Origin of the sequence: Gluconacetobacter tumulicola (genome assembly GCF_014174215.1) — a bacterium.
Lineage (GTDB): Bacteria > Pseudomonadota > Alphaproteobacteria > Acetobacterales > Acetobacteraceae > Gluconacetobacter > Gluconacetobacter tumulicola.
The window spans coordinates 62405-77713 of sequence record NZ_JABEQL010000006.1 but is presented as its reverse complement, the minus strand read 5'-3'; the positions used below and the strand labels follow the sequence as shown (position 1 = coordinate 77713).

General features: G+C 64.4%; 12 protein-coding genes. All 12 read left to right on the top strand.

All coding sequences use genetic code 11. The features are described from left to right. Window positions 1-7: 7 nt before the first annotated feature. The 12 genes from nuoG (at window position 8) to HLH29_RS06295 (ending at window position 15206) form a co-directional block, all read left to right on the top strand. Window positions 8-2713 carry an NADH-quinone oxidoreductase subunit NuoG gene (gene nuoG, locus HLH29_RS06350; RefSeq protein WP_182965111.1) on the top strand — a complete coding sequence of 902 codons (2706 nt, stop codon included), beginning with the start codon at window positions 8-10 and terminating at the stop codon, window positions 2711-2713. After that, complete coding sequence (gene nuoH, locus HLH29_RS06345) at window positions 2710-3666, top strand: NADH-quinone oxidoreductase subunit NuoH (RefSeq protein ID WP_182965110.1); 957 nt, start codon at window positions 2710-2712, stop codon at window positions 3664-3666. The genes nuoG and nuoH overlap by 4 nt, the downstream gene beginning before the upstream one ends. A gap of 14 nt (window positions 3667-3680) precedes the next feature. Beyond that, window positions 3681-4193 (top strand): NADH-quinone oxidoreductase subunit NuoI, encoded by a 513-nt coding sequence (gene nuoI, locus HLH29_RS06340; RefSeq protein WP_182965109.1) that lies wholly within the window; start codon window positions 3681-3683, stop codon window positions 4191-4193. 14 nt (window positions 4194-4207) lie between these two features. Beyond that, window positions 4208-4735, top strand: coding sequence for an NADH-quinone oxidoreductase subunit J (nuoJ, locus tag HLH29_RS06335; protein WP_182965108.1), 528 nt, complete (start codon window positions 4208-4210; stop codon window positions 4733-4735). A 1-nt stretch (window position 4736) separates the two neighbouring features. Next, entirely contained in the window at window positions 4737-5048 is a 312-nt protein-coding gene (nuoK, locus tag HLH29_RS06330; RefSeq protein WP_182965107.1) for an NADH-quinone oxidoreductase subunit NuoK, read from the top strand. 4 nt (window positions 5049-5052) lie between these two features. Beyond that, entirely contained in the window at window positions 5053-6903 is a 1851-nt protein-coding gene (gene nuoL, locus HLH29_RS06325) for an NADH-quinone oxidoreductase subunit L (RefSeq protein WP_182965106.1), read from the top strand. Then, entirely contained in the window at window positions 6900-8402 is a 1503-nt protein-coding gene (locus HLH29_RS06320; protein WP_182965105.1) for a complex I subunit 4 family protein, read from the top strand. The genes nuoL and HLH29_RS06320 overlap by 4 nt, the downstream gene beginning before the upstream one ends. Next, entirely contained in the window at window positions 8399-9859 is a 1461-nt protein-coding gene (locus tag HLH29_RS06315; protein WP_182965104.1) for an NADH-quinone oxidoreductase subunit N, read from the top strand. The genes HLH29_RS06320 and HLH29_RS06315 overlap by 4 nt, the downstream gene beginning before the upstream one ends. 113 nt (window positions 9860-9972) lie before the next feature. Further along, window positions 9973-10431, top strand: coding sequence for a CBS domain-containing protein (locus HLH29_RS06310; protein WP_182965103.1), 459 nt, complete (start codon window positions 9973-9975; stop codon window positions 10429-10431). Between the two features lie 312 nt (window positions 10432-10743). Next, window positions 10744-13389 carry a TonB-dependent receptor plug domain-containing protein gene (locus tag HLH29_RS06305; RefSeq protein ID WP_182965102.1) on the top strand — a complete coding sequence of 882 codons (2646 nt, stop codon included), beginning with the start codon at window positions 10744-10746 and terminating at the stop codon, window positions 13387-13389. Between the two features lie 404 nt (window positions 13390-13793). Then, window positions 13794-14732, top strand: a complete 939-nt coding sequence (locus HLH29_RS06300) for an FAD-dependent oxidoreductase (RefSeq protein WP_338030189.1) — start codon at window positions 13794-13796, stop codon at window positions 14730-14732. 3 nt (window positions 14733-14735) lie between these two features. After that, window positions 14736-15206: a c-type cytochrome gene (locus HLH29_RS06295; protein ID WP_182965101.1), complete on the top strand. Its 471-nt coding sequence runs from the start codon at window positions 14736-14738 to the stop codon at window positions 15204-15206. Window positions 15207-15309: the final 103 nt, after the last annotated feature.

Genomic DNA, 15309 nt, shown 5'->3' with positions numbered 1-15309 from the left:
CGGGACCATGGCGACGATCCTGGTCGATGGCCGCGCCTGCCCCGCCCGCACGGACGAGAATCTGCTGCAAGCCTGCCTGGAGGCCGGTGCCGACCTGCCCTATTTCTGCTGGCACCCCGACCTCGGCTCGGTGGGCGCCTGCCGCCAGTGCGCCATCAAGCAGTTCAGCGGCCCCGACGACAAAACGGGCCGCATCATCATGGCCTGCATGACGCAGGTCACCGACGGCGCGATCCTGTCTATCGACGATCCCCAGGCGCGGGAATTCCGCGCCGGTGTCGTCGAATGGCTGATGACCAACCACCCGCATGACTGCCCGGTCTGCCCGGAGGGCGGCGAATGCCACCTCCAGGACATGACGGTGATGACCGGCCATGTTTCACGCCGCTACCGCTTCACCAAACGCACCCACCGCAACCAGAATCTGGGGCCGTTCATCAATCACGAAATGAATCGCTGCATCGGCTGCTATCGCTGCGTACGCTTCTATCGCGACTATGCCGGCGGCGAGGATCTGGCGGCCTTCGCAGCCCATAACGACCTCTATTTCGGCCGCCACGAAGATGGCGCGCTGGAAAGCGCCTTCAGCGGCAATCTCGTGGAAGTCTGCCCCACCGGCGTCTTCACCGACAAACCGTTCTCGGCGGTCTACAGCCGCAAATGGGACATGCGCGGCGCACCCTCGGTCTGCGCGCACTGCGCCGTGGGCTGCAACACCATCGTCAATGCTCGGCAAGGCACGGTCCGCCGGGTGATCAATCGCTATCACGAGGCGGTCAATCGCTATTTCCTGTGCGATCGCGGGCGCTACGGCCACGGATTCACCAGCGCCCCCACCCGCCTGCGCGCGCCCATCCTGCGCCAGGACGGCATCCCCGTTCCCATCTCGATGGCAACCGCACTGGAACGGTTCGCCGTCATGGCCAAGGACGGCCCAATCGTGGGCATCGGATCGACACGGGCGTCGCTGGAATCGAACTTCGCCCTGCGCTGCCTTACCGGCCCTGACCGGTTTTCGACCGGACTGACGCAGCTTGAGCATAACCTGACCATGCAGGTCCCAGCCCTCCTGCGCGCAACGCCGGCCCGCAACCCCAGCCTGCACGACATGGAATCCGCCGACGCCGTCCTGGTACTGGGCGAGGATGTCTGCGTCACCGCCCCGCGCCTGAGCCTGACCCTGCGCCAGACCCTGCGCCGGGCTGCTTTCCCCGCCGCCGACACGGCGAAAGTGCCGCACTGGATGGACGCCGCCGTGCGCATGCTGGGCTCCGACGCCCCCTCGCCGCTGATGGTGCTGACACCCGCCGCCACCGACCTCGATCCGATAGCGGCCACGGCTCACCGCGCGGCACCCGACGCCATCGCGCGCCTGGGCTTCGCCGTCGCCCACCGCCTCGACGGTTCGGCGCCCGATGCGCCGGACCTGTCGGAGACGGAATCCCGACTGGCGGACACGATCGCCACCGCCTTGCGCGCCGGCCGCCGCCCCTTGATCATCGCCGGCCTGCAATACGCCAACGCCGCTCTCATCCACGCCGCCGCCAACATCGCCACCGCCCTGCATGCCACCGGCGCGGACGCGGCGCTGTCACTGGTGGTTCCCGACTGCAACAGCATGGGCATGGCTCTGACAGGCGGTATCCCGCTCGACGCGGTGCGCACCATGGCCCGCACAGGGCACATCGGCACGCTGGTGGTGGTGGAAAACGACCTGACCCGCCGGCTGGATGCCGCAACACTGGACGAACTCCTGGCCGCCGTGCCCCACCTCGTGGTCATCGACCATATCGCCACAAGACTGGCCGAACGCGCGGACCTCGTACTGCCGGCCGCCAGTTTCGCCGAGAGCGGCGGCACGCTGGTCAACACCGAAGGCCGCGCCCAACGCTTCCTGCCGGCACTCACCCCCACCATGCCGGTTCAGGAAAGCTGGCGCTGGACCCAACAGTTCACCCAGGCCGCCACCCACGCGGATGCACCCGAATGGACGAACCTGGACCAGATCGTGGCCACAATAGCGCACGATATCCCGGCCCTGTCCCGCATCATCGACGCCGCGCCCGACGCCGGATACCGCCTCGACGGCCGCAGGCTCCGCAGCGAACCGGCACGCATCAGCGGTCGCACGGCTGTCCGGGCCAATATCAGCGTCCACGACCGCCCCTTGCCGCAATCGCCCGACACCCCGCTCTCGCCCTCTATGGAAGGCGCCTATTCCCCGGACATGCCCGGAGCCCTGGTGCCCTTCTATCACGCCCCCGGCTGGAACTCCGTCCAGTCCCTCAACCGCTTCCAGCAGGAAATCGGCGGCCCGATGCGGGGTGGCGATGCCGGCACGCGCCTGCTGGATGGCGGCATCCCTGCCCAGGTCCCCGAATGGCATCATGACATTCCCGTCCCCTTCGTCACCGCCCTCGACGACCTCCTGCTGCTGCCCGAACCCCGCCTGTTCGGCACCGAAGAACTCAGCGCCCTCTCGCCCCCCATCGCCGCGCGCGTAACGCCAGCCACCCTGCGCCTCGGCACGTTGCCCGCAGGACAGCAGGATGGCGGCATGGTCAGCCTGACGCTGGCCGGCGAACGCCTCACCCTGCCCATCCGGCACGATCCGGCACTGCCATCTGGCATCGCCCTGTGCCCGCCCCATCTGGCCGCCCGCGCTTTCACCGCCCCCGTCCGCGTGCAACTGCACAGGGACGATACGCCATGACCGCCCCAATGCCGCTGATCATCGGCGTGACCCTTGCAGTGCTGCTGGGGCTGGCCACCTTCCTGACCTGGTTCGAGCGACGGCTGCTGGGCCTGTGGCAGGACCGCTACGGCCCCAATCGCGTAGGGCCGGGCGGCATCCTTCAGGCCGTGGCCGACGGCGTCAAGATCCTGTTCAAACAGGACTGGATTCCTCCCTTCGCCGATCGGGGCGTGTTCGTGCTGGCGCCTGCGATCGGCATGATGACGGTGCTGCTGTCCTTCGGCGTCGTGCCCGTCACCGCGTTCTGGAGCATCGCCGGCAATCTGAATGTCGGGCTGCTGTTCGTGCTGGCGATGATGGGCATGGGCGTCTACGGCGTGGTGCTGGCCGGCTGGGCCTCCAACAGCAAATACGCGCTTCTGGGCGGCATGCGCGCGGCAGCGCAGATGATCAGCTACGAAGTGTTCATGGGCCTGTCGGTGCTGGGCGTCGTGATGCAGACCGGCTCGTTCAGCATGCGCGACATCGTAATGGCACAGTCCGGCCTGTGGTTCATCGTGCCGCAGGCGCTGGGCTGCGTGGTGTTCACGCTCGCCGGCGTGGCGGAGACGCACCGCCTGCCCTTCGACTTGCCGGAAGGCGAGAACGAACTGGGCGCCGGCTTCCACACCGAATATTCGGGCATGAAGTTCGGCATGTTCTTCCTGGCGGAATATGCCGGTGTAGTCCTGATTTCGGCCCTGCTGGCCACATTGTATCTGGGCGGCTGGCAGGGGCCGCTGCTGCCGCCCGCATTATGGTTCGGCCTGAAGACCGGGGCTCTGGTCTGCCTGTTCATCCTGCTGCGCGCGGCACTCCCCCGCCCGCGCTACGACCAGCTGATGGCCCTGGGCTGGAAGATCCTGCTGCCGCTCTCCCTGCTCAACATCGCCGCCACCGGCGCGATCCTGCTCCTGCATGCGCCGGGATAGAGGAAGACCATGCCATGTTCGGAATCCTGCGCACCCTCTGGCTGACCTTCCTGCATATGGGCCACCGCCGCGTGACGGTGGGCTATCCCGAGCACAAGCCTCCCCTGCCGCCGCGCTATCGCGGCCGCATCATCCTCTCGCGCGATCCGGACGGCATGGAACGGTGCGTGGCCTGCAATCTGTGCGCCGTGGCCTGCCCGGTGGACTGCATCAGCCTGCAAAAGGCCGAGCAGGACGGCAGATGGTATCCCGACTATTTCCGGATCAACTTCTCCCGCTGCATCTTCTGCGGCATGTGCGAGGAAGCCTGCCCGACCTACGCCATCCAGCTCACCCCCGATTTCGAGATGAGCGAATATCTGCGGCCGAACCTGATCTACGAAAAGGAAGATCTGCTGATCAGCGGCACCGGAAAATATCCCGACTACAGCTTCTTCCGCGTCGCCGGCGTGAAAATTCCCGGCAAGGACAAGGGCGAAGCCGAACGCGAGGCACCGCCCGTCGACATCCACACCCTGCTGCCATAGCCGGGAGAGGCACCATGTCGGACCTCCCCTTCATCCTCTTCTCGCTGGTCGCCGCCTGCGCCGCCATCATGGTCATCACGCGGGCGGTCCCGGTGCATGCGTTGCTGTATCTCGTCGTACTCCTGCTGTCGCTCGCCGGCGTGTTCCAGGCACTGGGCGCACCGTTCGCCGCGATGCTGGAAATCATCATCTATGCGGGCGCCGTTATAGTGCTGTTCGTCTTCGTGGTGATGATGCTCAATCTGGGCCGGACGGACCGCGACCGGGAACGGCACTGGATGGCACCCGGAATCTGGATTGGCCCTGCCATCCTCGCGTGCCTGCTGCTGGCCGCACTCTGTATCACGCTGCGCGCCTTGCCGCCCACGGCGGGTCCCGACACCCTGGTTCCGATCGGACCGCAGGCCGTCGGCATCATGCTCTACGGACCCTACGTGCTGAGCGTGGAGCTGGCCTCCTTCCTGCTTCTCACCGGTCTGGTCAGCGCCTTTCACATCGGCAGCAACATCCGCGGCACCGGCACCGCGACAGAAGAGGCGTGAGATGAGCGCCGCCTCTCCCACTCAGGCGCTGCTGCTGGCCACCATCCTGTTCGCCACCGGCCTGCTGGGCGTGCTGGCCCGGCGCAACCTGCTGCTGATGCTGATGTCCATCGAGATCATGCTGAACGCGGCGGCGCTGGCCTTCATCGCCGCCGGCGCGCGCTGGCACGCGGCACAGGGACAGGTGATGTTCCTGATGATCCTGTCGCTCGCCGCCGCCGAGGCCGCCGTCGGGCTGGCCATCATCCTGCGCCTGCATGCCGCCGGCCGCCCGACACTGGACGCCGATACCGGCAACCGACTGAAGGGATAGGGAAATGGACGCTCTGCTCCTGCCGTTGATCGTCGTCTTCCCCCTTCTCGCGGCTGGAATCCTGTTCGTTTCGGCCGGCCGCCTGTCTGCGCGCCCCTCCTGCGTGATCGGCGCCGGATCGGTCGGGCTCTCGGCCCTGCTGGCCGGCCGGCTCGCTACCGGTTTTCTGGCATCCCCTCCGCCCACCGGCGCCCTGCATGTGACACTCTGGTCGTGGATGCAGGTCGAAGGCTTTAGCACCCGGATCGCATTCGCCCTCGACCCGCTCTCGCTGGTCATGATGCTGGTGGTCACCGGCGTCGGCTTCCTGATCCTGCTTTACGCCTGCGGCTATATGCACGACGACCCTGACATCGCCCGCTTCTTCGGCTGCATGACCCTGTTCGTCGCGGCGATGCTGGTCCTGGTCTTCTCATCAGACCTGCTGAGCCTGTATATCGGCTGGGAAGGCGTGGGGATCTGCTCCTATCTCCTGATCGGCTTCTGGCATACCGACACCGCCAACGTCGTCGCCGCGCGCAAGGCCTTTATCGTCACCCGCATCGGCGACGCGGCGATGCTCTGCGGCCTCCTGCTGCTGGCCACCCAGGCCGGCACGCTGGATATCGCGGCCCTGCTGCACATCGTGGCCACCAGCCCGGCCCAACTGCTGCCGACAACGGCCGCTTTCCTGCTGCTGGGGGGCGCCCTCGCCAAATCCGCGCAAGTGCCGCTCCAGACCTGGCTACCCGACGCCATGGCCGGTCCCACCCCGGTCTCCGCCCTGATCCATGCCGCGACCATGGTCACCGCCGGCGTCTATCTGATCGCACGCCTGCACCCCCTGTTCATGGCGGTCCCCCCCGCGATGACGGCGGTAGCACTGGTTGGATTGATCACATTACTGCTGGCCGCCGGCAGTGCCCTGGTACAGACCGACATCAAGCGTATCCTCGCCTATTCGACCATGAGCCAGATCGGCTACATGTTCCTGGCCCTCGGCACCGGCGCCTGGCAGGCGGCGATCTTCCATCTGGTCACCCACGCCTTCTTCAAGGCCCTGCTGTTCATGGCGGCCGGCGCGGTCATCCTGCGCGTCCATCACCGGCAGGATATCTACCAGATGGGCGGACTGGCACCCGCCATGCCGGACGTGTTCGTCGCCTTCCTGGCAGGGGCTGCGGCATTGGCCGGCCTGCCGCTGCTGACGGCCGGATTCTACAGCAAGGAGATGATTCTCCAGGGCGCGTGGCACGCCAATCCCCTGCTCTGGGCCGGCGCCCTGCTCGGCGCCTTCGCAACGGCGATCTATATCTTCCGCTGCGTCTTCATCGTGTTCCTCGGAACCCGGCACACGGAACCCACGGGCCGCACCGGCGCGACAATGGCCATTCCCCTCGCCTGCCTCGCCATTCTCGCACTGGCGGGTGGATGGATGGAAATGCCCGACACCATCGCCCCGGTGCATCTATTGTCGCACCTCCTGTCGCCCCTGTTCGGCACACCGATGGCCGAGGGCCCCTCATGGCTATTGTGGGCGGGCTCACTGGTGCCGCTCGCCGGTGTCGGCGTGGCATGGCTATTGTGGCGACCCCGCACACAGGCGCGAAGGCCGCCAGAAGACGCAATCGCCCGCCTGGCACGCACCGGCTGGGGATTCGACACGCTCTATGACACGCTGCTCGTGCGCCCGTTCATCACACTCGGCCGACTGAACCAGAGCGATATATGCGACCGCCTGTCCGACGCCACGGCGGCGACCGCCCGCGCCGGCGGCCGGATGCTCAGCCACATGCAAAGCGGGCAGGTCCGCCGCTATGCCGGCTGGATCGCGGCGGGCACGGTCGTGGCCCTGTGCCTGGGCATCCGGCCATGATCGCGCTACCCGCCCTCATCCTGCTGCCGGCAGCCGGTGGCCTCGCCGCGTGGCTGTCCGACCGGAGCAGACAGGCATCGTCCCTGTCCTGGTGGGTTGCGATCACAACCATCCTGTTGCAGGCGCTGCTGTTGCTCGTCATCACCCGCACGGCCGATTGGGGCCACGGCCCATGGCTCGCCCATTTCTCCGCGCCCTGGATTCCGGCGCTGGGCATCGCCGCGCGCATGGATATGGACGGTCTGAGCCTCGTGATGCTGTGGCTGACGACCCTCCTGTCCTTTCCGTGCGTAATCCTGTCGGCACGCGACGTCGGTGAACGACCGGGCCTCTTCAACCTGCTGCTTCTGGCGACCATCGCCGGCATCAACGGTGTCTTCCTGGCCACCGACCTCTTCCTGTTCTTCTTCTTCTGGGAACTGATGCTGGTACCGATGTATGTGCTGATCCTGCAATGGGGGCATGAGGACCGGCGTCGCGCCGCCATCAAGTTCTTCCTGTTCACGCAGGGCAGCGGCCTGCTGATGCTGGTCGCCATCCTGGGCCTCGTCATCCTGCATCAGCACGCCACGGGCATCGTCACCTTCGATTACTTCGCCCTCGCCGACACGCCCCTGATGCCAACGGCCGCCATGGTGCTGATGCTGGGCTTCTTCATCGCCTTCGCCGTCAAGCTGCCGGTGGTGCCTCTGCATGTCTGGCTGCCCGATACCCATACCCAGGCCCCTACCGCCGGCAGCGTGCTGCTGGCCGGCATCCTGCTGAAAACCGGCGGCTACGGGTTGATCCGTTTCGTCGTTTTGCTGTTCCCCGAGGCTGCGACCCGGTTCGCGCCCGTGGCCCTGGCGCTGGGCGTGGCCGGCATTCTGTACGGCGCGTGGCTATCACTGGCACAGGACGACATGAAGCGGCTGATCGCCTACAGCAGCGTGAGCCATCTGGGCTTCGTGCTGCTGGGCATCTTCTCCGGCTCGCCCATGGGCATGCGCGGCGCGGTGGTGCAGATGGTGGCGCACGGGCTGAGCACCGGCGCCCTGTTCGTCATCGCCGGCTCACTGCAGGACCGGCTGCACACGCGCGACATGCGCCGCATGGGCGGCCTGTGGCAGGCCCTGCCGCATCTCTCCTCCGTTGGCCTGTTCTTCGCCATCGCATCGCTCGGCCTGCCGGGCATGGGCAATTTCGTCGGCGAATTCCTGACCCTGCTCGCCACCTGGCGCGTCAGCCCGCCGATGGCGATCCTCGGCACTGTCGGGCTGGTACTCTCGGCGGTCTATTCCCTCACCATGGTCGGCCGCGCCTTCCTGGGGCCGCCCCATGCAGGCCAGGGGACCACCCACACACCACCGCCGGCGGATTTCGGCCCCCGGCAGATGACGGTGCTGGGCCTGACTATGGCCCTTCTGCTGGTGCTGGGCACCTATCCCCAACCGGTCCTGGACCTGTCATTGCCGGCGCCCGCCCACGCCACGCCGCAGCCGGAAGGTCCCCACCCATGACCACCCTGCTTTCGGGTCTGCCACCCTCGCTACCGATCCTGGGCGGCGGCATCGCACTCCTGCTGCTGTGCAGCGCGTGGCGCCGATCCGAAGCACGCGCCATCCTCATTGCGCTGGCAACGCTGCTGCTGGCCTTTGCCAGCCTGTGGTGGCCCCTCCTCCCCTGGCCGGGCGATCCTACGGGCATGCTGTTCGTACCCGACGGATGGTTCACCTACATTGCCGCGCTCATCCTGCTTTCCTCGGCCGCCACCATGATCATGGCATGGCGGGAGACCGGCACGTCTTCCGACGAATTCTACCTGCTGCTACTGCTCGGCACGCTCGGCGCGCTGGTCATGGCCGGCAGCGCGGACATGGTGATCTTCTTCCTGGGGCTGGAGACACTGAGCCTGTCGCTGCTGGGCCTGATCGCCTGGCACCGCACCCATCCCACGGCCGACGAAGCCGCGATCAAATATCTGATCCTGGCCGGCCTCTCATCGGCGACCCTCCTGTTCGGCCTCGCACTCTCCTACGCCGACAGCGGCAGCCTGCACTTTGCAGCACCCTCTCTGGAGGGGCCGGAAGGGCCGGCGCTGCCCCTGGCGGCAACGGCTTTGGTGCTGACCGGTCTGTTCTTCAAGCTCTCGGCCGTGCCCTTCCACACCTGGCTCCCCGACGTCATGGAGGGCGCCCCCATACCGGTCGCGTCTTTTATCGCCGTCACTTCCAAGATTGCCCTCTTCGCGGCCCTGGCACGCTATTTCGCAGGGGCCGATCTGCTCCGTCCCGACGCAGCCGGCACGGAACTCGCCATCGTCGCCGTGCTGAGCATGTTCGGCGGAAACCTGCTGGCGCTGGGGCAAAGCAATCTCAAGCGCCTGCTGGCCGGGTCGTCCATCGCGCATGTCGGCTACCTGCTGCTCGCCCTTCTGTCTCCCGGGCCGTTCGGCCTCACCAGCGCCGCCGTCTACCTGGCGGCATACGCCGCCGCAACGTCCGGCGCATTCGCAGCACTCGGGGGGGCATCCGTCCCTGCGGACATCGCCGGTTGGCGCGGCATGTTCCGCCGTCGCCCCGCGCTGGCGCTCGCCATGGCCATCATGCTGATCTCATTGGCAGGCATCCCACCAGCCATCGGATTTTTCGCCAAGACCTATATCGTGATCGCCGGTGTGTCGGCGCGCCGGATCGTGCTGCTGGTCGCGCTCGTCGCAAGCAGCATCATCGGGCTCTATTATTACCTGAACATCGTACGCGCGATGATGGAACCAGCCCCGGAAGTGCACCGCGCGGCACGCGGCACACCCGCCAATGCCGGCCTGATCGCCATCCTGGCCATCATTACCGTCCTGGCCGGACTCTTTCCCGAAACGCTCGTCCGACAGACCCGCTCGCTCCTGCAGCCCGCGCCCATCATGCGTGAAGCCAGCCTGCGCCCCGCTGCGCCTCACGACATCCTGTACAGGGAATAAGCGGATGCCGCCCCCACGCCCTGTCTTTTTCCATGGCGGTTCCCATCTGAGCGATACGGACAGGTCCGCGACGCACACGCCACATCAATAATCCGAAAAAAGGAGAAGACGTCATGACCGCTACCGTTCTCCAGGCCCTGGAAAGCAAGGACCGCCATCTCTTCACCGTGCATGAAGACACACCAATCCGCGAAATCGCCAGCCTGATGACACGGAACCGGATCGGTGCCGTTCCCGTGCTCGACGAGCACGCCCATCTCCGCGGCCTGGTATCGGAACGCGACCTCGTCGCCGCACTGGCCGGCCACGGCATGGACGTGGCCCATCTGACGGCCCGCGACATCATGACCCGCAACGTGCCGACGACAACGCTGGATGAACAGATCCTGAAAGTCGGGCGCAAGATGACCGATTGCCGGGCACGTCATCTCCCCATTATCGACAACGGTACCGTCATCGCGATCGTGAGCATCGGCGACATCGTGAAATTCCGTGTGGACGAGGCCGAGCGCCTGGCATCTGCGATGCAGGATTACGTCTGGCGCAACGATCACGGCTCGGTCGGACATTGAAAGACTGAACGGCTATTTCAAACGGCTCGCTGGCGGCACCCCACCCCAACAGGGATAAAAACTCTAATTCTATATATAAAAAACAATAAAACAATCCAGATTCCCTGCACCATTGAATGTGACATTGCACGTCTTTTCTTTCATTTTATTTCAACATGACAACAACAAATGTCAGATGCGATATATATGCAACAATGCTTGTGCCCAGAACAAATTCGTTGCACGCAACATGATTTTGTATTGAAACGAAATCGCGATCCGCTTCACGTTATCTCGACCATGTAATAAATGGCGCGGGAGCACAGTAATTCTATGACCCTAAGGCGAAGCCTGATCGCAGCTACAATTCTTGCTATCCAGTGCGACGTCGCCAGCGCGATCGCTCAGACCGCCACGACATCCGCAGCCTCCACAACCGGCCATCGCCCTGCCACGAAGAGTCGGAAAGTGACCAGCACGCCGGCTGTCTCCGCCGGGGCGCCCCCTGCCCCCATTCCCGCTATAGCGCCCCCCGTCGCTCCCTATCAGGCACCGCCCGATGCGGGCGAAGCCGTGATCGTGACCGGCACCCACGACAGCAACCGCCACGCCCGCCAAAGCACCTCGCCGGTCTCGGTCGTCACCGCGGCCACCCTGACCCGTTCGGGACAATTGAACCTGGCGGACGCGCTGACGCGCACCTATGCCTCTATCAACATCCAGGCCAAAGGCAGCGACACCGCAGCCCTTACCTCCTCGATCCGCATGCGTGGCCTCAACCCCAATCAGGTTCTCGTCCTGGTGGATGGCAAGCGCCGTCACGTGACGGCCAACATCATCCAGAACTCCGGTCCGAGCTTCGGCGCAACCGGCGTCGACCTGAACATGATCCCTGCCAACATGATCGACCATATCGAGGTGCTGGAAGATGGCGCGGCAGCCATGTACGGTTCGGACGCCATTGCCGGCGTGGTCAATATCATCACCAAGAAGACCAGCCAAGGCCTCAACGTTTCGGCGCAGACCGGCGCGAACGCCTATAACGGCGACGGCTGGCAATATCAGGTCAACGCCGATGGCGGGTTCAAGCTCGGCAATGACGGCTACATGCATCTGAGCGGACAGGTCTACCATACCGACCATTTCGTTCCGAAAGGTACCAAGGACCACCGTCTTCTCGGCTACTGGCCGCAAGGGGCCACCACCAGCGGCTATTATAACGGCATCGTCGCCAACCCGCTCAAACTTCCCCTCGACTCGAACAAGATCATGAGCACGCCGGAGGAAACGCGCGAGAATCTGGGTATCGATTTCGGAAAACCGATCGGCAAGAAGGTCGATTTCTACGGGCAGATCACCTACGGTCACCGTCATGCGGAAGCGATCCAGAACTACCGTATTCCGACCATCGCACCGACGCTCTACCCCGCCGGCTTCTCGCCTCTGGAAACGATCGAGGAAAATGACTACGCGGCCATGCTCGGCATCAAGGGCCACGATTTCCTCGGGTTCGACTGGGACCTCAGCACCCAATATGGCGCGGATGAAGACAATATCGGCAACAAGCACACAGCCAATCCGGGGCTACTGAGCAGCCGATGCAACAACGGTAACGTCGCGAACATCTCAACCACCGGCTGCGGCTATTCGCCGACCACGGTACACACCCAGAGCTACCGCAACGCCCAGTGGACCAACAATCTGGACTTCCGGCGGCATATCGACATCTTCCACACCGTGCCGATGACCCTGGCCTTTGGCGGCGAACATCGCCTGGAAACCTACGAAATCGTGGCTGGTGAACCCGCTTCCTACCAGGTCGGCGGCACGCAGGGCTATGTCGGCATCGCACCGCAAAGCGCCGGCAACTGGAGTCGTGATATCTGGGCCGCCTATATCGATGGCGATTTCCGTCTCCTGAAGAACTGGGATCTCGATTTCGCGGGACGTTCCGAGCATTATACCGACGTCGGCAATACCCAGAACGGCAAGGTCTCGACCCGCTACGACATCACGAAGCGGATTGCCGTACGCGGCACCATCAGCACAGGCTTCCGCGCCCCCACGATGGCGGAGCAGCATTTCAGCACCATGAGCGTCAGCCCGACAGGTGCGGCCGGCCTGCTCCCCGTCAGCTCCGCCGCAGCCGCGCTTCTCGGCGCCCAGCCGCTGAAACCGGAATATTCGGTCAATGCCAGCGGCGGCCTCGTCGTCGAACCGGTTGATGGCTTCCATGTCGAAGCGGACGTCTATCAGATCAACCTCCGCAACCGTATCGGCCAGGGCGGCGTGACCAAGGGGCTGACCGCCATCAATGCCATCCAGGCGATGGGCTATGTCCTGCCGGTCAACGATATCGATCCGCAGAACGTGTCGGCCTATTATTTCGCCAATATCGGCAGCACACGGACCCAGGGCCTCGACATCAAGGCCGACTACACGTTCCACCTGCACCGTTACGGCAACCTGATGCTCTCCATGGCGCTGGACCTGAACCGCACGCGCCTGCATCATGCCGCCACAGACGCGAACGGCAGGTCCCTGCTCAATGCCCAGACCATAGGGTATCTCACGACCGCCTATCCGCGCAGCAAGATCATCCTAAATGCCTATTATACGATCGGGAAATGGGACATCAACGTGCGCCAGACCCGCTACGGCGAAACGACGGATATGATGACCTATCAGGACTGGACGAACGGCGCGCTCACCTGCGCAAGCGGCGGAGCCCTACGCTACTCCAATTCCTGCTTCGGCCAGTTCAAGAACACGCCGCGCTGGCTGACGGATCTCGAAATCGGCTATCGCTTCGACCGCCACTGGCACTTCGCGGTTGGCGCGAATAACGTCTTCAATGTGCGCCCGCGCCGGCTGCCTGACATCCTCAATAGCGGCGGCACCGCCGTGTATGACGCCAGCTCGTCGCAGGTCCCTATCACGGGTGGGTATTATTATGGGCGCGTGAATGCCACATTCTGACATCCGTTCTTGCGGATGCGGGGACGGGCATAATGCCCTTCCCCGGCGCTATTTTTCCACTAGGCTACGTGCATATGACCAATGGAAACAGAAATATCGGGCGGAGGCATCTTGTCGCAGGCGCCTCCGCCTGCAGTCTCGTCGGGGCCCTCGCAGGCAGCCGCCTCCATGCCCAGACCCCACCCGTCTCTCCCACTCAGGCGTTCACGCCGCGGAGGCAGAGTATCAGGCTTCAGCCATTCGACCTGCGTGCCGACCAGATCACCGATATCAAAGTCTGCCTACGCCCTTTCCGTCCGATGGGGCCGCGCTTTGATGTCGAACATGTGGGGAGCAAACTCGTTTTCCATAATTACGGGCACGGTGGCAGCGGGTGGTCCCTTTCCTAGGGATCGGCGAGCTTGGTGGTCGAAAAGGCCTCCACCACCCTGCAACGCAAAGTCGCGGTGATCGGCTGCGGCATCATAGGCCTCACCACCGCCCTGACGGCGCAACGCGCCGGATTCGACGTCACGATCTATACCAAGGACCTCCTGCCCCGGACCCGCTCGGTTCGCGCCAATGGTAGCTGGACACCGGATTCCCGCATTTCCCTGACGGCACCCGCAGGGCCGGACTTCGCCGATCTGTGGGAAAGGATGGCGCGGATATCATGGGCCACCTATCGCGACTATCTCGGCCTTCCCGGTAACCCTGTCGAATTCATCGAACATTTTGTGCTGTCCGACCGGCCGTTCAACACACCCCACGAGGAAAATCCGGATGGCCGCACAGGCGATTATGCATCCACCGGCATGCCCCAGCATGGCACGGAGTTCGCGCGCTACTCGGATCGCATCAAGGATATCGTGCCGGCGCCTGAAGAACTGCACCCGTCGGAAAATCCCTTTGCCGCCCCCTATGCCAAGCGCAACACCCTCATGCTCTACAATTTCGCCTCCTATGGGCATCTGCTGATGTCGGAATTCTTCCAGGCGGGCGGCCATGTCGTGATCCGGGAATTCCACGACCCCAGCGAACTGACATCCCTGCCGGAGAAGGTGATCATCAATTGCCCCGGCTATGCGGCACGCGACTGGTGGAACGACAAGAGCCTGATCCCCGTAAGGGGACAGACCGCCTGGCTGCCCCCCCGTCCGGACCTTCCATACGGCCTGCATTATCAGGGCGCCTCAGCAGTCTCAAAGACGGATGGGCTGATGGTTCAGGCATACGACCTGAATAACGAAGGCGAAATGGGCAGCGTCGGAAATTCCTTCGAACATCCAGACCGCTCCGAATCGGAACGGGCCATTAAGGTTCTGGCAGACCTGTTCGCCCGTTCGCCCCTTTCGGAAGGCTGACTCATGCCCCGCAAGCTTTTTTTTCGCCTCATGCCTTTAGGCACGTTGGGTGCAATGGCCCTGTACGTCGCCTCCGCCTCCCCACTTCACGCCGCCAGGCCTGTGGCCTCTTCGATTCCGTCATTCACCGCCGAGCAGGCGCAAAGTGGAGCGGATCTCTACCAGAGAGCCTGCACCATGTGCCATGGTGCCGATCTGAGTGGAAATTTCCAGACGCCGTCCCTCAAAGGACGGCTGGTGGCAAGCTGGGCCGGAACTCCCCTTTCTCGCCTGACGGGCTATATCCAGCGTGCCATGCCACTGATGGCCCCCGGCACGCTGTCGCCGGAAGACGCCACCGCCCTGGTCGCGTTTCTCATGCGTGAAAACGGCGCGTCTCCAGCCAAGACCGCATTGCCGGTCACGGAAAAACGTCAGGCATCCCTCAAATTTCCCGCATTGGCCATACAGCCCGACACATCGCCCTCAAAATAGACCACGCATAAAAACGGGGCTGTATCCGTAACCCACATGAACGGATACAGCCCCACCACATTCCGGCGAGGCGGCCGGATTGGCCCACCTCGCCCACGTCTCA

What these genes read in the sequence shown, in the direction of transcription:
- nuoG (WP_182965111.1), top strand. Translation starts at nt 8, where the DNA reads ATGGCGACGATCCTGGTCGATGGCCGCGCCTGCCCCGCCCGCACGGAC.
- nuoH (WP_182965110.1), top strand. Translation starts at nt 2,710, where the DNA reads ATGACCGCCCCAATGCCGCTGATCATCGGCGTGACCCTTGCAGTGCTG.
- nuoI (WP_182965109.1), top strand. Translation starts at nt 3,681, where the DNA reads ATGTTCGGAATCCTGCGCACCCTCTGGCTGACCTTCCTGCATATGGGC.
- nuoJ (WP_182965108.1), top strand. Translation starts at nt 4,208, where the DNA reads ATGTCGGACCTCCCCTTCATCCTCTTCTCGCTGGTCGCCGCCTGCGCC.
- nuoK (WP_182965107.1), top strand. Translation starts at nt 4,737, where the DNA reads ATGAGCGCCGCCTCTCCCACTCAGGCGCTGCTGCTGGCCACCATCCTG.
- nuoL (WP_182965106.1), top strand. Translation starts at nt 5,053, where the DNA reads ATGGACGCTCTGCTCCTGCCGTTGATCGTCGTCTTCCCCCTTCTCGCG.
- HLH29_RS06320 (WP_182965105.1), top strand. Translation starts at nt 6,900, where the DNA reads ATGATCGCGCTACCCGCCCTCATCCTGCTGCCGGCAGCCGGTGGCCTC.
- HLH29_RS06315 (WP_182965104.1), top strand. Translation starts at nt 8,399, where the DNA reads ATGACCACCCTGCTTTCGGGTCTGCCACCCTCGCTACCGATCCTGGGC.
- HLH29_RS06310 (WP_182965103.1), top strand. Translation starts at nt 9,973, where the DNA reads ATGACCGCTACCGTTCTCCAGGCCCTGGAAAGCAAGGACCGCCATCTC.
- HLH29_RS06305 (WP_182965102.1), top strand. Translation starts at nt 10,744, where the DNA reads ATGACCCTAAGGCGAAGCCTGATCGCAGCTACAATTCTTGCTATCCAG.
- HLH29_RS06295 (WP_182965101.1), top strand. Translation starts at nt 14,736, where the DNA reads ATGCCCCGCAAGCTTTTTTTTCGCCTCATGCCTTTAGGCACGTTGGGT.